This is a genomic window from Dyella humi (genome assembly GCF_044904605.1).
GTDB lineage: Bacteria > Pseudomonadota > Gammaproteobacteria > Xanthomonadales > Rhodanobacteraceae > Dyella_B > Dyella_B humi.
Genome location: NZ_JADIKI010000023.1, coordinates 2,365,475 through 2,383,561, shown reverse-complemented (window position 1 = coordinate 2,383,561; position 18,087 = coordinate 2,365,475). Strand labels below are relative to the sequence as shown.

Genomic DNA, 18,087 nt, shown 5'->3' with positions numbered 1-18,087 from the left:
GGTCGGGGGGCGGCGGGCGGGGGCGGGGGGTTGGCGTGGTCCCCCCCCCCCGGGCGCCCCCCGGGGTGGGGGGGGGGGTGGTGGGGGGGGGCCCCCACACTTGCGAGGAAGTTGGAGGTCTGAGGCAAGTGTTCACCCCACCCCAACCCTCCCCTACAAGCAGGGGAGGGAGTCTGTAGTTCTTCGCAAGTCTTGTTCCCGCGCTCATGGCAGAAACAACCGCAAAGCGGCCGTCGCATTCGACGGAAAATAGAAATGCACGAAGCTGGCCGTCAGCCTCCGTTCGCGATAGACCGCTTCCTTGCATGGCCCGTGGTTGGGATTGAACGCATGCGCGAGCGGCTCAGCGTCGATCGATGCTTGCGCGTAATGGAAAGTGTGTCCGCGCAATTCGCCCTCGGGCAAGCTCGCGCCTTGCAGCCCTAACGCGGCAAGTCGCGGCTGCATTGCGGCATGGCCACGTAACAGGCCGGCCATCGGCGCCGTGTGCCCTTGCTGATCCGCAAGCGACTCCAGCGCAAACAGCAGCCCACCGCATTCCGCGAGCATGGGCTTGCCGGCGTCGCGATGCGTACGCAGCGCCGCATGCAAATCATGTCGTTTCGACAAAGCATCCAGATGCAGTTCCGGATATCCGCCCGGCAGCCACACCGCATCGCATTCGGGCAGCGCATCGCCTGCCACGGGCGAGAAGAAACACAATTCCGCACCGGCCTGGCGCAGCAGATCCAGATTGGCGGGATAGAGAAAACAGAACGCGTCATCGCGCGCTACGGCAATGTGTTTGCCTTGCAACAGCGGTGGAATGGACTCAGCGAGCGGCGACTGGAATACGACGGGCGGCGGCAACTCGGTCGCGGCGTGCTGTGACCATGCATCCGCTAACGCATCGAGGCGCGCATCGAGATCGGACAATTCATCTGCGGCGATCAGGCCCAGATGCCGTTCCGGCAAAGCCAGACGATCATCGCGAGGCAACGCGCCCAGCCAGTGCAGCGAGGCAGGCAAACTCTCCTGCAGCAACTGCGCGTGATAGGCGCTGCCAATGCGATTAGCTGCTACGCCGTACATCGACAGCCCTTCGCGATAGCTCGCCAAACCGCAAGCCAGTGCGCCAAAGGTTTGCGCCATCGCCGAGCCGTCGATCACAGCCAGCACCGGCAGGCCCAATTGCTGTGCAAGATCGGCGCTGGAAGGTGCGCCGTCGAACAGACCCATCACACCTTCCACCAGGATCAGGTCGGCGTCACCCGCTGCATCGAACAGGCGTCGGCGCACATCTGTCTCGCCGCACATCCATAGGTCAAGCTGATAGACCGGTGTGCCCGCGGCGCGCGCGAGCACCATAGGATCGAGAAAATCCGGCCCCGTCTTGAACACGCACACGCGTCGCCCCTGCCGTGCATGCCAACGCGCGAGCGCAGCAGTGACCGACGTCTTGCCCTGCCCGGATGCGGGCGCGGAAACTAGCAAGGCGGGGCAATGGCGAATGCTCACAACTCGATACCCTTCTGCGCCTTGATACCCGCGTCGAACGCATGCTTCACCACGCGCATTTCGGTCACCGTATCGGCGACGGCGACGAGTCCATCCGGCGCGCCACGGCCGGTGATCACCACGTGTTGGCGCGGCGGGCGCGCGGCCACGGCGTCGAGCACCTGCTCGAGCTGCACGTACTGTTTGACCAGCGCGATATTGAGCTCATCCAGCAGCACGAAATCGTAAGCGGGATCGGCCAGCATGCCCGCGGCAATCTTCCACGCCGCCTGCGCTGCTTCGATGTCGCGCGCCTTGTCTTGGGTTTCCCAGGTAAAGCCCTCGCCCATCACGTGGTAATCGAGTTGATCGTCGGCGAAGCGGCGAAAGAAGGCTTCTTCGCCGGTAGAGAACGTGCCCTTGATGAACTGCACCACGCCGCAATGGAAGCCGTGACCGAGCGAACGCGCCAGCATGCCGAAGCCGGAGGAACTCTTGCCCTTGCCGTTGCCGGTGTTCACCACCAGCACGCCACGATCGATGGTGGCCCGGGCGATCTTGCGGTCGACCAATTCTTTCTTACGCTGCATACGTTCACGGTGACGCTCTTCCGGCGTCATGGCGTCGCGTGATGGGTGGTCGCTCATACATCCTCCGCATGCCCGGCGTACTCGCCAGGCGTTACAAGCGGCAGAGGGAATGAAACGGCACCGGTACTCACGCAGCGGCCCGTGACGCGGCCCTCCGCCTGTCCGGTTTCAAGCCTGGGCCGGTCTCCGGGCTCGCGAGCGAAGGCCTGTGCCTTCCGGTCCACGCCTTCCCATGCGCGCAGCACAGTGGCGGTGTGTGGATCGCGTTGCTCGCCTACCGTTGCGGGGGCAGCTCCGGCATGGCCGCATCGCGACGCACCGGATTCCCGTTTCAACCACCGGCCAATGCCGGCAGTCACCTCAAGCCCGGGCATCTTAGAGGGTGGCTTGCAGTGCGCCTAGCCTAGGGATGCTCTGATCTATTCCACGTACCCGGCATGACGTCCAGAAGGCTCGCAGGGTGTGTTGCGCGGCGCAGGGCAGACTGGCCCCGCGCGGCGCAGCCTGCGGGCCTTCTGGACGTCACCCCGTCCTTTAATTTCAAAATGTTGGGGCCGCATTGCATGCGCGCAGCGCTTCGCCTCAGCGTCTCGACAGATAGCCGGTCTGCCTTCGCCGCTGCGACAAACCGCTGCGTGCATGCAATGCGGTGACGGGTGCGTGGAATAGATCAGAGCATCCCTAGTGTCTACATAAGTGTCTACATATGGCCTGCATGGCCCTTGACGGTACTCGACCGAAGCGCAATGGTTGGATCGCATGAACTTGCATCGTCACTAGCGGCAGGGAAAGTCGATTAACCGCATGTTCGGCATGGATATTTCCATTTGGACTTTTAGGCGTCCAAGCATTCGTTGCGACCAACCGCCGTTGTCACTAATCTGCAATTGCTGCACAGCAACAGCGATAACAACACGCTAGGGGCACACTCCAACATGAAGCAAGACAACAACTCGCCCTACCAGGGCAAGCTCGCTACTCGTTCCGGCCGGGCTCGCTTTCTCACCGCTTCCATCCTGCTCGCACTCGCTTCTACCGTTGCCGCGCAAGACACCTCGCAAACGCCGTCGCAACCCAACAACGCGAAGAATCTGCAGGCCGTGATCGTGACCGGCACACGCGCGCAGAACCGCACCGATAGCACGTCGCTGTCCCCGATCGACGTGGTCCCCGCTTCGGCGCTGCAAAGCACCGGCACCAATGAACTCTCCACCGCGCTGGCGCGCCTGATTCCATCGCTGAATTTTCCGCGTCCTGCCGCCACCGACACCACCGACTCGCAACGTCCCGTGCAGTTGCGCGGCCTGGCACCGGATGAAGTGCTGGTGCTGGTCGACGGCAAGCGCTGGCACACCAGCGCGATGGTGAACGTGGATGGCACCATCGGCCGCGGCTCGGCGCCGGTGGATCTCAACACCATTCCGCTTTCCGCCATCGATCACATCGAAGTGCTGCGCGACGGTGCTTCCGCGCAATACGGCTCCGACGCGCTCGCGGGTGTGATCAACATCATCCTGAAGCATGGCGCGCAAGGCGGCTCGGTCGAGCTGGACGGCGGACGCTTCCAGCGCGGTGGCGGCAAGCAATGGCAGGGCTCGGCCAACTTCGGCATTCCGCTAAACGGCGACAAGGGCTGGCTGCGCATCAGCCTGGACGATGGCCACCAGGATCCGACCAACCACGGCGGCACCGACATCCGCTATCCGCAGCTGGGATCCAAGCAGGTGTTCGGCGACCCGACGGTGAGCCAGCACAACCTGTTCTTGAATGCGCAGTACGACATTACGAAAGATGTGCAGTTCTACGCGTTCGGCAGCTATCACGAGCGCAATGCGATTTCCGATGAGTTGTATCGCAATCCGTTCGGTTATCCATCGTCGGTGAAGTCGGCACTCACTGCGCTATATCCCGATGGCTATCAGCCACTGCTGCAGGCGCGCAGCACCGACCAGTCGCTGGTCGCTGGCGTGCGCGGCACCACCAGCGACGGCTGGCGCTGGGACGTGAGTGCCAACTACGGCGGCAACCGTGTATCGCTAGATACCATACACACCGCCAACTACGCCTTCCTGCACGACTTCGGCTACACGCCCACCCAATTCTTCGATGGCATCGTTTCGTCCGCGCAGCAGTTGGCGGACGTCGACGTGGCGAAGGATTTCAACCTGAGCTGGCTACCCAATGCGGTGACGCTCGCCTTCGGTGCGGAATACAAACGCGACACGTACCAGATCAGCGCAGGCGATCCGAGCTCTTATTACGTGGGCACGTCCGGTGTGAGCGGCGGTGCGCAGGGTTTCAGCGGCTACAGCCCAGTGAACGTGGGATCCTGGAGCCGCAGCGACTGGGCGCAGTACGTGAGCGTGGAAACCAACCTCACCGACAAACTCGGTACGTCGCTCGCCGTGCGGCATGAGGATTACAACGACTTCGGCAACACCGTTTCCGGCGCACTGGCCGCCCGCTACGACTTCACGTCGCGCTTCGCGCTGCGCGGCAGCGTATCGAGTGGCTTCCGCGCGCCCTCGCTGGCGCAGGAGGACTACTCGCAGATCGGCTCGCTGTACCTCACACCAAGCAGCGCGGGACCGGGCGTCGCACCAGGCATCTACCAGACCGGCTTGCTGCCGGTGAGCAATCAGGTGGCGCAATTGCTGGGTGCGCAAGCCTTGCGACCGGAGCGCTCGCACAACTACACCATAGGCGCGGTGTTCAACCCGATTGATCCGCTCACGATCACCTTCGACCTGTACCAGATCAACATCTACAACCGCGTCGTGCTTTCCAACACGTTGAGCGGCCTGAACCGACCGGCGGTGGTGGCTTATCTGGCCGCGAACGGCGTCACCAACGTGGCCTTCAGCTCGGCACAGTACTTCACCAATGCGGTGGATACGCGTACCCAGGGCGGCGACCTGGTGACGAGCTATCGCTCCGACTTCGGCAATGCCGGCGTGCTGGATAGCACCCTGAGCTACAACTACAACCGCACGCAAGTTACACATGTGGCGCCCAACCCGACGCAACTGGATGCGCTGGGCCTGCAGCTGCAGCGTGTGACCTACCGCGACATCAAGGGTCTGCTGGCCAACTCTACGCCGCGTAGCAAGCTGATCCTCAACGAGAACTACACGCTGAGCCATTGGGTGTTCAACGGCAACCTCACCCGCTACGGAAGCTTTACCGCGTACAGCAACAGCTCCTACTTGTTGAACCAGACTTACAACCCGCAATGGGTGCTGGACCTGGCCGGCAGCTACAACCTGGACAACTGGACGTTTACGCTGGGCGTAGACAACGCCACCAACAGCTATCCGAACAAGACAATCGCCGCGAACAACGTCAACGGCACCATCCCGTATTCAAATTTTTCACCCGCGGGCTTCAATGGGCGTTACTATTACACCAAAGTGATCTATCACTGGTGATTTGAGCCCACTGCCAAACTCGTGCGACACATGCACAAAAATCCCGGCCATGAGCCGGGATTTTTTTGTCCGCGTGATGGCGCGCGTGCATGTCACGTGAAGTGAAACAACTGGTCGATGCGCTTGCGCGGACATATGGAAAACGGACTGCTGAGCACGACCGAACCGCCGCACTGACAACATCCTTTGCCGGGATCGCTCCTCTCCCGATGCTGGTATCTACATGACTGTGTGGAACGCTCCCTCTTCCTTCCGGAGAGAGGGGGGCTGATTGCTGCCCTAGACCTTACCCATCCCGAGCCTAGCGATCGCCATGCCGCTGTAACGCGACACGTCCACCCTGCCGGTATCGCCAAATCGGCCATTTGCCGGATGCTTTCGTGCCCCTCTCGTCGCGTCTTTACCGTCATCCCGCGCTGATCAACTTGCTAGCCGGCTCAGCCGCGTTTCTGGCTTATGCGTCGATGTATGCCTTTCGCAAGCCATTCACAGCCGCATCCTTTCAGGGCATTCATCTAGCTGGTGTCGATTACAAAGTGTGGCTGGTGATTGCCCAGGTGGTGGGTTACATGCTGAGCAAGGTGCGGGGGATCACCTGGATCGCCGAAATCCAGCGCCAGCATCGCGCACGCACGCTCGCCGGGCTGATCGGCTTCTCCTGGATCGCGCTATTGGGTTTCGCGCTGATCCCGGCGCCATGGAATATTCCGTTCCTGTTTCTCAACGGCCTGCCGCTAGGGATGGTGTGGGGCGTGATCTTCGGCTATCTGGAAGGCCGCCGCGGCACTGAGCTGATGGGCGCCCTTATGTGCGCCAGCTTCATCGTGGGCTCGGGCGTGGTGAAATCGGTGGGTATGTGGCTGATGCTGCGCTGGCATGTGAGCGAGTTCTGGATGCCATTCACCACCGGCATGTTGTTTATTGCACCACTGTGCCTGGCGACCTGGATTCTGGAACACCTGCCCGCGCCCGATGCCGCCGACGTTGCTGCGCGCAGCGTGCGCCTGCCGATGGATGCGGCTACGCGGCGCGCCTTCCTGGCTCGTTTCCTGCCCGGCATCGCGATGATCGTGATGGCCTATGTGGCGCTGACGGTCACGCGCGATTTTCGCGACAACTTCGCGGCGGAAATCTGGAGCGATCTCGGCCGCGGTAGCGACGCCTCAGTGTTTGCCGAGACCGAAGTGCCGATCGCCATAGCCGTGCTGATCATCACCGCATGCACCATGATCGTGCGCAATAACCTGCGAGCATTGATGCTCAATCACGTATTGATCTTCGGCGGCTTCTGCATCGCCGTGTGCGCCACCTGGATGCACAATCACGCCATGATCGATCCGTTGGGCTGGATCGGTTTGAGTGGTTTCGGCCTGTATCTGGCCTACGTGCCGTACAACGCCACTTTCTTCGAACGCATGTTGGCGACGTTCCGGGTCGGCGGCAATGTGGGCTTCATCATGTATATCGCCGACAGCAGCGGCTATATGGGTAGCGTGGCGGTGATCCTGGTGAAGGAATTCGGTGGCATGCATCTGTCGTGGGCATCGTTCTACGCGCAGACGGTGATGACGCTGTCCAGTATCGGCATGCTGATCACGCTGGTGTCGGCGCTGTATTTCTACGAGAAGGCGCGGCGGGCGCGCGTGTCGATACCAGTGGCGGCTGCGGCGTAATGTCATTCCTGGAATAACGGCGAGCCATAATCCATGGCCTGGGCAGTGCCTTCCGTCTCCCGCCCTTCCCTGCCGCGCATGGACTCGCGCGCCTCGCAAATCGCCCGCAAAAGCAGCGCGCCTGCTTCCGCAACACTGTCATCATTGCGGATAAGCAGACTGCCGGGCGGCACCGGATAGGCTTGCGCACGCTGCAGACGCGCGGCGATATCCGCTTCCGTTTCCCGTCCGCGCGCGGCAAGCCGTTGTGCAATGCGCTCAGCGCTGGCGGTGATCAGCACCGGCTGCAGATTGTCAAAGCGCTGGCGCGCGAGTTCGAAGGCGGCGCGTGAACCGTTTGCCAGCACGTCCATGCCATGCGCCAGCCAGTGCAGGACTTCGCTGCCGATACCGTAGTGAAGCCCGTGTGCTTGCCAGCTCAGCACGAACAGGCCACGTTGTTCGCGCAGTCGGAACTCATCCTCACTCAGCGCTACATGGTTTTCACCGCCGGCATGCGCAGGCCGGGTGATGTAGCGGTGCGCGCACAGCACACCGTGCGCTGCGCCCTGCTGCCGTATCCAGGCCAGCACGCTGTCCTTGCCGGCGCCGGAAGGACCCATCACGTAATACAGACGCCCCTCGTTCATGCCGCGGCCCTCAGCGGCAGAATCGCAAGCTGCTCGAACGCCGCGCCCGGCGCCGGCTCACGGCAAAGGGTGAGTGCGTTGATGTATGCACGGGGCACGGGGTCCAGCTTCGGCAGCAGGTATGTGCGCAAGGCTTGTTCTTCGGCTGCCGTTGCCGGCGCGGAAAGCGTGAGGTGGAAACGATAGCGTTCCAGCACGTAGGGATATCCGTACTGGCGGAACAGTGCGCGTTCCATGTCATCCAGAGCACCGGCCCGGCGCTGCCAGGCGGCCTCGTTGATGGGGGCGCGCAACGCGTTGAGGTCGCGCACGCATTGCGCAGCCAATGCATCCACCTGATGTGTGTCGCCGCACGGCCGCAGGGCGAGAAATCCAGCCAGCCTGTCCAGTTGCAGCGGCAGCTCGAAAGCCGGCATGCGCGCGGCGATATCGGTGACGTGCTCGTGCAGATCGCCATAACTTGCATGCGTCGCCAACGCGAATGGCGCCTGAAGCGTGGCATGCCAACCGTAGCGCCGCACATCGGCGAGCAACACATTTAGACGATCGGTGCCGATACCCGGCACGGACGTGGTAGCAAGCCAATCGCGCCCGAGCTCATGCAACGCGCTGTCCGGCGTGGGGCAGAAGTAAACCGCATAGCGCATCAGGAATCGGCCATCAGAACGAGTTGCACCCAATCGCCGGAGAAGCGCGTGATGCCGTATTGCACCGGCATGCCGCGTGTATCGGTATTGATGGATTGCACGTAGAGCAACGGCCGGTTGGCGGGCTGCCGCATCAGCCGCGCGGTATGCGCGTCGGGCAGGCGCGCCGAAACGCGAGTGTGTTTGCGCTCGTAGTCGGTAACACCGAATTCTTCCAGCGTGCGCGTGACCGAGCGCAGGCGGCGATACACCGCGGGCAGGCCGGCAAAACGCGCCGCCGGAAAATACGCGGTGCTATGGTCCACGATATGCCCGTCGGCGCGGCTGAGCGTCTCGATGCGGTAGGCATAGGCGTGGCGATCCATGCACAGCGCCTGGGCCACCTGCGGCGGGGGAATCTCGCGCGCGTCTTCCAGCACCTCGATGTCCGCCTCCACGTTGAGGTTGCGCATGTTCTGGGTGAAGCGCGTACGCCGGCTGATGGGGTAATCCAGCGCGTGCTCCTGCACGAAGGTACCGCGCCCCTGCTCAGTGCGCACAAGATTGCGCTCTTCCAAGGCAGCGACAGCACGGCGCACGGTATGGCGGTTGACGTTGAAACGCGCCGCCAGCTCCTGCGCGGAGGGCAATTGCTCGCCCTGGCGCAGCACCCCTTTAAGGATGTCATCGGCCAGGATGCCGCTGATCTGGCTCCATAGCGCCACGCCCCGGCCTCGTTCGATTTCGCTCATACCACGTCCTCAACCTGTCTATTTGCCGTCATGGCAACGGCACGCTGGCCTGTTGGAATGTTGCTCGACGGGCGCCTTGGCGCCCGGGCCTGTCTAGATAACTAGACATTTGTGACAAGCCTGGGAATACCTATGGACACCTCCCCCCACTTGGCGCGCGCGCAATGGATGTCGCTGCTGGCGCAATCCGATCCGGATGAGCTGGCACAAGCGATGCAAGCGCTTGCGCTGCCCGATGACGCGACCTGGCTGCGGCCCGCGCAGACCGGCCTGTACATGCTGCGCGGGCGCATGGGCGGCAGCGGGCCGCAATTCAATTTCGGCGAGATCACTGTCACTCGTTGCAGCGTGCAACTGGGTGAGCGCATCGGCCATGCCTGGGTGCGTGGCACGCGTACGCGCCACGCCGAACTGGCGGCGCTGGCCGATGCACTATTGCAGGATCCGGCCTGGCAGCCTCGCCTACGCACGGACGTGCTGGAGCCTTTAGGGCGCTCGCTGCAGGCGCGGCGCGAGGCTGCAAGCCGCAAGGCCGCCGCCAGCAAGGTGGAGTTCTTTACCGTAGTGCGAGGTGAATGATGCTTGCCGCATTTGCTGATCCGGTGTTCGACAGCCAACGCAGTTTCCGAGAGCTGTTGCAGGCCATGGCCCGCCCGGCGGTGCCGCGGATATTGCCGACGCTGCCGCCCGCGCCTTCGCCAGTAGCGTCCGCTGCGATGGCGATATTGCTCACACTTTGCGATGCAACCACCTCGTTGTGGATACAGCAGTCGACGGAGGAGGTGCACGATCATCTGCGTTTCCACACGGGGCTGCGCTTGGTGGATACGCCGCGCGAGGCCGATTTCGCGCTGATCACCACGCCAGCATCCATGCCGCCGCTGAATGCCTTCGCGCACGGCGAACTGCGTTATCCGGATCGCTCCGCGACGCTGATCGTTCAGGTGGACGGTTTCCGGCACGACGCCGGTACGCGCTTTGTCGGCCCGGGCATTCGCGACGAGGAAAGGCTACATATCGACGGTTTGCCTGCTGATTTTTGGTCACAACGTGCAGCATTGGCCACGCAGTTTCCGCTGGGCGTTGATGTGTTTTTCGTGACTGCGCAGCACGTGCTGGCACTGCCGCGCACCGCCCGTTTGCTGGAGTCCTGAATGTACGTTGCCGTAAAAGGTGGCGAGCAAGCCATCGCCCGTTCGCTGGAATTGCTGGCCGAGGCACGCCGCGGCGATCCGGCCGTGCCGGAATTGGAACTGACGCAGATCAGGGAACAACTGCGCCTGGGCGTAGCGCGCGTGATGCAGGAAGGTTCGCTCTACGACGAAGAACTGGCCGCGCTGGCCATCCGCCAGGCGGCCGGCGATATGCTGGAAGCAATCTTTCTGTTGCGCGCCTATCGCACGACCCTGCCGCGCTTCGGTTACACGCTGCCGCTTGAGACCACCGCCATGCGTGTGCATCGTCGCGTCTCAGGCACCTTCAAAGATATCCCGGGCGGACAGGTACTGGGACCCACCAGCGACTACACGCAACGCCTGCTGGACTTTGACGCGACTCCGCCGGCGGCGGTGACATCGGCCGATGCGCCTCTGCCTGCCGACATGCCACGCGTGCTCGATCTTCTGGAAGCCGAGGCGCTGATCGAGCCGGCCAAGGCAGGCAACGATCCGGAGCCGCTCGACCTCACACGCGAACCGCTCACTTTTCCCGCCGATCGCGCCACGCGCATGCAGAACCTCGCGCGTGGCGACGAAGGCTTCCTGCTCGGTCTGGCCTATTCGACCCAGCGCGGTTACGCGGAAAGCCACCCGTTTGCCGGTGAAATCCGCATGGGCGAAGTAGATGTGTGCATTTGCCCTGAGGAACTTGGTTTCGCCATCGAGATCGGCAGCATCGTGCTCACCGAGTGCCAGATGATTAATCAATTCCACGGCGGTAACGGCGTACCGCCGCAATTCACGCGCGGCTATGGACTGAGCATGGGCGAAGGCGAGCGCAAGGCCATGGCGATGGCGCTGGTGGATCGCGCCTTGCGCTGCGAAGAACTGGGCGAAACTGCGCATGCGCCGGCGCAGAATCAGGAGTTCGTGCTGTCGCATTCGGACAACGTGGAAGCGTCCGGCTTCGTGCAGCATCTGAAGCTGCCGCATTACGTGGATTTCCAGGCGGAACTGTCGTTGCTGCGCACGCTCGCCAAACAGCACGCTGCCGATCACGTCGAACAGCCTTTGCATGTAGCGGGAGGCGCGCACGCATGACATCCCGCTACAACTTCGCCTTTCTCGACGAAGACACCAAGCGCATGCTGCGCCGCGCGCTGCTGAAAGCGGTAGCGATTCCCGGTTGCCAAATTCCGTTCGGCAGCCGCGAAATGCCCTTGCCCTACGGCTGGGGTACCGGCGGCATTCAGGTGACTGCCGCATTACTGGGGCCGGACGACATATTGAAGGTAATCGACCAGGGTGCGGACGACACCACCAATGCCGTAAATATCCGCCGCTTCTTCGCGCGTGTGGCCGGTGTCGCTACCACCGAACGCACGACGGAAGCCACGCTGATCCAGACGCGCCACCGCATTCCTGAAACACCTCTGCGCGAGGATCAGATCCTGGTGTTTCAAGTGCCCGAACCCGAACCGCTGCGCACGCTGGAAGCGCGCGAAGCCGAGACGCGCACCCTGCATGCGCTGGCCGATTACGGACTGATGCACGTGAAGCTGTACGAAGACATCGCCCGCTATGGGCACATCGCCACCAGCTACGACTATCCGGTGCTGGTCGATGGCCGCTACCTGGCCTCGCCTTCGCCCATTCCGAAATTCGACAACCCCAAGCTGAACCATTCGCCGGCGCTGATGCTGTTCGGCGCCGGCCGCGAAAAACGCATCTACGCCATTCCGCCATACACACAAGTGGATAGCCTCGCCTTCGCCGATCACCCCTTCGAAGTGCAGCAGTGGGATGAACGCTGCGCGCTGTGTGGCTCCGTCCAAAGTTATCTGGACGAAGTGGTGGTCGACGATCGCGGTACACGCATGTTCGTGTGCTCGGATACGGATTTCTGTAACCAGCATCGCACGGAGGCACAGGCATGAATGCATTGCTGAAAGTGCGTGGCCTGGGCCACCGTTATGGCCGACGCGTGGGTTGCGAGGAAGTGAGCTTTGATCTGTATCCGGGCGAGCTACTGTGCATCGTGGGCGAATCGGGTTCAGGCAAATCCACCTTGCTCAACACGCTGGCCGCGCAGCTCGCTCCAACCGCCGGCTCGTTGCGCTACCGTCAGCGCAACGACGCATGGCTGGATGTCGGCGAGTTGAATGAAGCGGATCGGCGCCGGCTGGCGCGCGAGGAGTGGGGCTTCGTAACGCAAAATCCGCGTGACGGCCTGCGCCTGAGCGTCAGCGCCGGCGCGAACGTGGCCGAACGCCTGATGGCGCGGGGCGAGCGCCACTATGGACGCTTGCGCGGCATCGCCTGCGGCTGGTTGGAGCGTGTGGAAATTGATCCTGCGCGCGTCGACGACATGCCGGCCGATTTTTCCGGCGGCATGCAGCAGCGGTTGCAGATTGCGCGCGCCTTGGTGACCCATCCCAGGCTGGTGTTCATGGACGAGCCCACGGCAGGGCTGGATGTGTCGGTGCAGGCGCGTATTTTGGATCTGCTACGCCGCCTGGTGCACGAACTGGACCTGGCTGCGGTGATGGTGACGCATGACCTGGCCGTAGCCCGTCTGCTCGCCGCGCGCACCATGGTGATGCAGGGCGGGCGCGTGGTGGAGACAGGGCTCACTGATCAGATCCTGGACGATCCGCAACATCCTTATACGCAACTGCTCGTTTCCTCGGTGTTGACCACATGACTGCCGCCTTGATGCTTGAACTGCGCGACCTGGGCAAAACGTTCGAGCTGCACCAGCAGCACGGCGCGCACCTGGAGGTGCTGCGCGACGTGAACCTGTGCCTGCACGAGGGCGAATGCGTCGTGCTTGCCGGCCCTTCCGGTGCGGGCAAGAGCACGCTGCTACGGGTGATCTACGCCAATTACCGACTCAGCCTCGGCGCCGTCTACGTGCGCCATGCCGGACGCTGGCTAGACCTGGCACGCGCCACGCCACACGAAGTGATCGACGTGCGCCGGCACACGCTCGGTTACGTCAGCCAGTTTCTTCGCGTGATTCCACGCGTGCCCACGCTGGATATCGTGGCCGAACCCCTGCTGCATATTGGCGTGAATGCGCAGGAAGCGCGGGACCGCGCCGCCGCCATGCTGCGCCGGCTGAACATTCCCAAGCGCCTGTGGCCGCTGCCGCCAGGCACCTTTTCCGGCGGCGAACAGCAACGCGTGAACATTGCGCGCGGACTGATCGCACCAAGGCCGATTCTGTTGCTGGACGAACCCACCGCCTCACTCGACGCCGGCAATCGCGCGGTGGTGGCTGAATTGCTCGCCGAGGCGCGCGCGGCAGGTTCCGCCGTGCTCGGTATCTTTCACGACGAATCCATGCGCGACCAGGTCGCCACGCGCCTGTTTCCCATGCAGGCGCTGGAAGCCGCTTAAATTCCCTTTTCTATGCCCACGGCCCTTATGAACGACTTAGTCCTGACCAATGCACGCATCGTGCTCGACGATACGGTGATCCACGGCAGCCTGTTCGCCCGCAACGGCGTGATCCGCATGATCGACGAAGGCCCCACGCCCTCGCCGGGCGCGATCGACTGCGAAGGCGACTACATCATCCCGGGCCTGATCGAAGTGCATACCGACAACCTGGAAAAACACCTGATGCCACGCGCCGGTGTGTTGTGGCCATCGCTGCCCGCGGTACTCACGCACGATGCGCAGATAGCCGCCGCCGGCATCACCACCGTGTTCGATGCGCTCTCCGTAGGCGACCTGGAAGAGGAAAGCGTGCGCATCGAAACCTTGCGCAGCACTTACGATGCCATTCTCGAAGGTCAGGCCAGCGGTGCGCTGCGCGCCGATCACTGGATTCATCTGCGCTGCGAACTAGCGTATCCGCGCTTGCTCGAGGCACTGGAACCGCTCATGCATCACCGTAGCGTGCGCCTGGTCTCACTGATGGACCACACGCCCGGCCAGCGCCAATACCGCGATCTGCAGCAGTATCGCAAGTACTACAGCAAGAACCATATGAGCTGGACAGAAGAGGAATTTGCCGACGTAGTGAAGCGCCGCACGGAACAGCAGGCTAACTACAGTGCCAGACACGAGCGCGTCGTGCTCGCGATGGCACGGCAACACAACGTGGTGCTCGCCAGCCATGACGACACGGACACCGAACAGGTGCGCCATGCACAACGCATCGGCGTGACCATTTCGGAATTTCCCACTACGCAAGAAGCGGCCGATGCCGCATACGCGCACGGGCTGAGTACGGTGATGGGCGCGCCCAACATCGTGCGCGGCGGCTCACACTCCGGCAACGTGTCGGCACTGGAATTGGCGCGCAACGATCGCCTGGACATGCTCTCTTCCGACTACGTGCCCGCCAGCCTGCTGCACGGCGCTTTTCTGCTGCACACGCAAGCCGGCTGGTCGATGCCGCGCGCGATGGCGACGGTGAGCCGCAACCCGGCCAGAGCACTGGGCTTCGAGGATCGCGGACAGCTCAAGCCCGGTATGCGTGCGGATGTGGTGCGTATGCGCGCAGTGGGTGGCTTGCCGATTGTGCGCCATGTGTGGGTCGCAGGGCAGCGTTCGTTCTAATCGTTTCAATCGTCGGCAAGCCTATCCGCAGATATTGTCCTGATGGGCCACTCGTGCCATTCCTCGTGCATTGCGCTTGGAATGACCGCGGATGATTCTCTGCATCGATAAGCGGTTGGTGTCGCTAATCGGCTGTAGATGCTCGCGAGCCATCTCAATACCGAAACATGCGTGACGCACGGCAGGATATTGCGACATGTCAGTGTCGGCTTGTCGCATTCAGGCATGTGCATGAACACATGCAGCGAAATTCATTATTTAAAAGTATTTCCGACATCACGCTGTCATGCGGAACCCCAAGAGTACGCGCGCCGCTCGGGGGGCGGGCGACATGCTGTGCAACTTCAACTAGACATCTATGCAAGTTGACTAGACGAAGTCATAAGCATTTCATCGCAGTCCCCTAGCCTACTGGTCGAAACAGCATCAGGCAGTGGTGCTGGTGTTGTGCAACTACCACATCCCGGGGGATATAGTCTTGAAGATCAATCCAATCACTTGCGCGGTGCTGGCCGCGCTTGCGGTCACTCGCGTGTCTTACGCGGATGACACTGTGCAGCCCGCTCCAGCGACCCAGCCGACGCCGGTCACTCAGCCCGCGCAGCCGGCCAACTCGAATGCGGCTAACGCGGCTACGCTCGGCACGGTAACGGTGACGGCGCAGCACACGGCCCAAGACATGCAGGACGTGCCGATTACGCTGCAGGCATTCACCGGTACGACCTTGCAGCAGTTGAACGTCGTATCGTTCGACGACCTGATCAAATACCTGCCCAACGTGACCTTCGCCGCGAACGGTCCAGGCCAGGGCAACATCTACATGCGCGGCCTGAGCACCGGCTTCCTCGGCAATCAGTCGAGCGCATCGATCGCACCGTTCCCGAACGTCGCCGTCTATCTCGACGATCAGTCGATGCAGTTCCCGGCGCGTAACCTCGACATCTACATGGTCGACATGGAACGCCTCGAAGTGCTCGAAGGCCCGCAGGGCACGCTGTTCGGCGGTGGCGCCGAAGCGGGTGCCGTGCGCTACATCACCAACAAGCCGAATCTCAATAAGGTCAGCGGCAGTGCCGAAGCCGGCGTCGGCGTCACCGATGGTGGCGCGCCGAACAATTCGGCCAATGCCGTGCTGAACCTGCCGCTCATTCCCGGCACACTCGCTGTGCGCGGCGTGATCTACCACGATCATGAAGGCGGTTACATCAACAACGTGCCGAGCACGTTCACGCGCCAGTCCACCGACGGCGGCGGCGCCATGGCGCCTTACGTTGCTGCCGGCGGTACCTCGGTCATCAACAACGATAGCGTCGCGCAGAACAACTGGAACCCGGTCGACTACCAGGGTGCCCGCCTGTCCGCGCTGTGGAAGATCAACGACGATTGGAACTTCCTGATCGCCGAGAGCTACCAGAACCTGGACGCCAAGGGCCAGTCCTCGACCTACCCGATCGGCACAGACGGCCAGACGCTCGGCAACAACCAGATTACCGCCTTCGTGCCGGCCTGGAACAACGACCATTTCACCAATACCTCGTGGACGTTGAACGGCCAGATTGGTGACCTCTCGCTGGTGTACACGGGCGGCTATACCAATCGCCACATCAGCGAACAGCAGGACTACACCAACTACTCGCGCAGCGCGGGTGGCATGTACTACCAGTGCACCGGCACCTCGGCGGGCCTGTCCAGCGCGGGCAAGCCGATCTGCTATTCGCCGGTCGGCTATTGGAACGACCACGTAAACAGTACGCATCAGAGCCATGAGCTGCGCTTGAGCACGCCGGAAGATTATCGCTTCCGCGTCATCGGCGGCCTGTACTACGAAGATTTCAACATCGACGATCACATGGACTTCAACTACAAGACCATCCCGTCTTGTACACCGCAGAACCTGGCCAGTGCGCTCGCCGGCGGCTATCCGTGCGTAGCCAATGCGATGTCGTCACCGGGCGTCGAGATGGCCGACAACACGGCCTTCGGTGAAGTCGAGCAACGCGGTTACAAGCAGGAAGCGGCATTCGCTTCGCTGTCGTACGACATCATTCCGGATGTGCTGACCGTGACCGGCGGCACGCGTTATTACCACTACTCCGAGTGGCAGACGGGTACGGAGTTCTATACCACCACGGCGCAGGACAACGTTCCCAACGGCACCTACGTGGGCAACGACACGGTGATGGACTATCACAAGACCTATCACGGCTTTAAGAGCCGTGCGAACGTGGTGTGGCACATCACGCCGACAACGATGGTGTATTACACGTTCTCGCAGGGTTTCCGTCCGGGTGGCTTCAACCGCACGACCTCGGGCGTGGCGAAGCTCGACGGCCAAGCGCAGTACCAGAAGCCGATCAGCTACGCCCCCGATACGCTGACCAACAACGAAATCGGCTTCAAGACCACCTTCTTCGACGACCGCCTGCTGCTCAACGGCTCGCTGTATGACATGCGGTGGGACAACGTGCAGATGCAGTTCTTCAATCCGCTGGTGCTGGGCAACACCACCTTCGCGGTCAACGGTCCGAACTACAAGGTGGATGGTGGGGAACTGCAGTTCCAGGCGCGCATTACCGATGGCCTAACGCTTATCGGTTCCGGTTCGCTCAACCATGCCAAGCAGACCACCTCGCCGTGCCTGATCGACAACATCCCCGGCTCGGCCCGGTACAACGAATGCATTATCCAAACCGGCGCCGTCGGTGCGGAAACGTCCTTCGCCAATCCGTTCGGTGAAGTTGGCAGCGTGCCGGCCTTCTCGCCCCGTTCGCAGTACAACATGCGTCTGCGTTATGACTGGACGTTCGGCGACGGCTTCAAGGCATTCGCGCAGGTCGGCTTCAACCACACCGGTTCGATGTACAACCAGCCGGCCACCTATCCGAGCGGCGCGGGCGTGACGGACATCACCACGGTGGAACTGCGGTACCTGCAGGGTGGCTATAACACGGTCGACGCATCGGTGGGCGTGGCCAAGGACAACTGGGACGTGTCGCTGTATGGCACCAACCTGACCAACAATAACGCCAGCGTGTTTACCTCCTCGGCCCAGTTCATCGAGTCGCAAGTGCCGATTCGACCGCGCGTAATCGGCTTGAAGGTGGGTTTCAAGTTCTAAGCAGCTTGCTTCGCACGCGAGCAGATACACATAGAATGGGGCGGGCGGAGAGCCCGCCCCTTTTTT

At 62.3% G+C, this 18,087-nt stretch carries 15 protein-coding genes and 1 riboswitch; of the genes, 10 read left to right on the top strand and 5 right to left on the bottom strand.

Annotation, left to right across the window (positions count from 1 at the left end):
* Nucleotides 1–204 precede the first annotated feature (204 nt).
* A complete protein-coding gene (locus tag ISP18_RS21550) occupies nt 205–1,497 on the bottom strand; it encodes a cobyrinate a,c-diamide synthase (protein WP_380007356.1) in 1,293 nt (430 codons plus the stop codon).
* On the bottom strand, nt 1,494–2,096 hold the full coding sequence (gene cobO / locus ISP18_RS21545) for a cob(I)yrinic acid a,c-diamide adenosyltransferase (protein WP_380010895.1): 603 nt from the start codon (nt 2,094–2,096) through the stop codon (nt 1,494–1,496). Before cobO ends, ISP18_RS21550 begins: the two co-directional genes overlap by 4 nt.
* A gap of 130 nt (nt 2,097–2,226) precedes the next feature.
* Nucleotides 2,227–2,445, bottom strand: a riboswitch (cobalamin riboswitch).
* Nucleotides 2,446–3,001: 556 nt separating this feature from the next.
* Between cobO and ISP18_RS21540 the strand changes: the two genes are divergently transcribed.
* The gene (locus ISP18_RS21540; protein WP_380007353.1) at nt 3,002–5,494 is read left to right on the top strand and encodes a TonB-dependent receptor plug domain-containing protein; all 2,493 of its coding nucleotides are present in this window, start codon (nt 3,002–3,004) and stop codon (nt 5,492–5,494) included.
* Nucleotides 5,495–5,874: 380 nt separating this feature from the next.
* Nucleotides 5,875–7,167, top strand: coding sequence for a DUF5690 family protein (locus ISP18_RS21535; protein WP_380007350.1), 1,293 nt, complete (start codon nt 5,875–5,877; stop codon nt 7,165–7,167).
* Between the two features lie 2 nt (nt 7,168–7,169).
* On the opposite strand, the gene phnN is transcribed toward ISP18_RS21535, so the two are convergent.
* From phnN to phnF, 3 genes are read right to left on the bottom strand one after another with little or no spacing between them, the layout of a single operon-like run.
* On the bottom strand, nt 7,170–7,796 hold the full coding sequence (gene phnN, locus ISP18_RS21530) for a phosphonate metabolism protein/1,5-bisphosphokinase (PRPP-forming) PhnN (protein WP_380007347.1): 627 nt from the start codon (nt 7,794–7,796) through the stop codon (nt 7,170–7,172).
* Nucleotides 7,793–8,443 (bottom strand): DUF1045 domain-containing protein, encoded by a 651-nt coding sequence (locus ISP18_RS21525; protein ID WP_380007344.1) that lies wholly within the window; start codon nt 8,441–8,443, stop codon nt 7,793–7,795. The genes phnN and ISP18_RS21525 overlap by 4 nt, the downstream gene beginning before the upstream one ends.
* The gene (gene phnF, locus ISP18_RS21520; protein WP_380007341.1) at nt 8,443–9,174 is read right to left on the bottom strand and encodes a phosphonate metabolism transcriptional regulator PhnF; all 732 of its coding nucleotides are present in this window, start codon (nt 9,172–9,174) and stop codon (nt 8,443–8,445) included. Before phnF ends, ISP18_RS21525 begins: the two co-directional genes overlap by 1 nt.
* A gap of 132 nt (nt 9,175–9,306) precedes the next feature.
* On the opposite strand from phnF, the gene phnG reads away from it, so the two are divergent.
* The 8 genes from phnG to ISP18_RS21480 all read left to right on the top strand — a co-directional run bounded on the left by phnG (nt 9,307) and on the right by ISP18_RS21480 (nt 18,021).
* Complete coding sequence (gene phnG / locus ISP18_RS21515) at nt 9,307–9,753, top strand: phosphonate C-P lyase system protein PhnG (protein ID WP_380007338.1); 447 nt, start codon at nt 9,307–9,309, stop codon at nt 9,751–9,753.
* The gene (phnH, locus tag ISP18_RS21510; RefSeq protein WP_380007335.1) at nt 9,750–10,328 is read left to right on the top strand and encodes a phosphonate C-P lyase system protein PhnH; all 579 of its coding nucleotides are present in this window, start codon (nt 9,750–9,752) and stop codon (nt 10,326–10,328) included. Before phnG ends, phnH begins: the two co-directional genes overlap by 4 nt.
* Nucleotides 10,329–11,432 carry a carbon-phosphorus lyase complex subunit PhnI gene (locus tag ISP18_RS21505; protein WP_380007332.1) on the top strand — a complete coding sequence of 368 codons (1,104 nt, stop codon included), beginning with the start codon at nt 10,329–10,331 and terminating at the stop codon, nt 11,430–11,432. It abuts the gene before it with no gap.
* A complete protein-coding gene (locus tag ISP18_RS21500; protein WP_380007329.1) occupies nt 11,429–12,268 on the top strand; it encodes an alpha-D-ribose 1-methylphosphonate 5-phosphate C-P-lyase PhnJ in 840 nt (279 codons plus the stop codon). Before ISP18_RS21505 ends, ISP18_RS21500 begins: the two co-directional genes overlap by 4 nt.
* Nucleotides 12,265–13,035 (top strand): phosphonate C-P lyase system protein PhnK, encoded by a 771-nt coding sequence (gene phnK, locus ISP18_RS21495; RefSeq protein WP_380007326.1) that lies wholly within the window; start codon nt 12,265–12,267, stop codon nt 13,033–13,035. The genes ISP18_RS21500 and phnK overlap by 4 nt, the downstream gene beginning before the upstream one ends.
* Entirely contained in the window at nt 13,032–13,733 is a 702-nt protein-coding gene (phnL, locus tag ISP18_RS21490; protein ID WP_380007323.1) for a phosphonate C-P lyase system protein PhnL, read from the top strand. The genes phnK and phnL overlap by 4 nt, the downstream gene beginning before the upstream one ends.
* 27 nt (nt 13,734–13,760) lie before the next feature.
* The gene (locus ISP18_RS21485) at nt 13,761–14,903 is read left to right on the top strand and encodes an alpha-D-ribose 1-methylphosphonate 5-triphosphate diphosphatase (protein WP_380007320.1); all 1,143 of its coding nucleotides are present in this window, start codon (nt 13,761–13,763) and stop codon (nt 14,901–14,903) included.
* A 478-nt stretch (nt 14,904–15,381) separates the two neighbouring features.
* Nucleotides 15,382–18,021: a TonB-dependent receptor gene (locus tag ISP18_RS21480; RefSeq protein ID WP_380007317.1), complete on the top strand. Its 2,640-nt coding sequence runs from the start codon at nt 15,382–15,384 to the stop codon at nt 18,019–18,021.
* Nucleotides 18,022–18,087: the final 66 nt, after the last annotated feature.

Excerpts from the sequence above, each read along its gene's own strand:
- phnL (WP_380007323.1), top strand. The coding sequence starts at position 13,032 with ATGACTGCCGCCTTGATGCTTGAACTGCGCGACCTGGGCAAAACGTTC.
- phnG (WP_380007338.1), top strand. The coding sequence starts at position 9,307 with ATGGACACCTCCCCCCACTTGGCGCGCGCGCAATGGATGTCGCTGCTG.
- cobO (WP_380010895.1), bottom strand. The coding sequence starts at position 2,096 with ATGACGCCGGAAGAGCGTCACCGTGAACGTATGCAGCGTAAGAAAGAA.
- ISP18_RS21500 (WP_380007329.1), top strand. The coding sequence starts at position 11,429 with ATGACATCCCGCTACAACTTCGCCTTTCTCGACGAAGACACCAAGCGC.
- phnN (WP_380007347.1), bottom strand. The coding sequence starts at position 7,796 with ATGAACGAGGGGCGTCTGTATTACGTGATGGGTCCTTCCGGCGCCGGC.
- ISP18_RS21485 (WP_380007320.1), top strand. The coding sequence starts at position 13,761 with ATGAACGACTTAGTCCTGACCAATGCACGCATCGTGCTCGACGATACG.
- phnF (WP_380007341.1), bottom strand. The coding sequence starts at position 9,174 with ATGAGCGAAATCGAACGAGGCCGGGGCGTGGCGCTATGGAGCCAGATC.
- phnH (WP_380007335.1), top strand. The coding sequence starts at position 9,750 with ATGATGCTTGCCGCATTTGCTGATCCGGTGTTCGACAGCCAACGCAGT.
- ISP18_RS21525 (WP_380007344.1), bottom strand. The coding sequence starts at position 8,443 with ATGCGCTATGCGGTTTACTTCTGCCCCACGCCGGACAGCGCGTTGCAT.
- ISP18_RS21540 (WP_380007353.1), top strand. The coding sequence starts at position 3,002 with ATGAAGCAAGACAACAACTCGCCCTACCAGGGCAAGCTCGCTACTCGT.
- phnK (WP_380007326.1), top strand. The coding sequence starts at position 12,265 with ATGAATGCATTGCTGAAAGTGCGTGGCCTGGGCCACCGTTATGGCCGA.
- ISP18_RS21505 (WP_380007332.1), top strand. The coding sequence starts at position 10,329 with ATGTACGTTGCCGTAAAAGGTGGCGAGCAAGCCATCGCCCGTTCGCTG.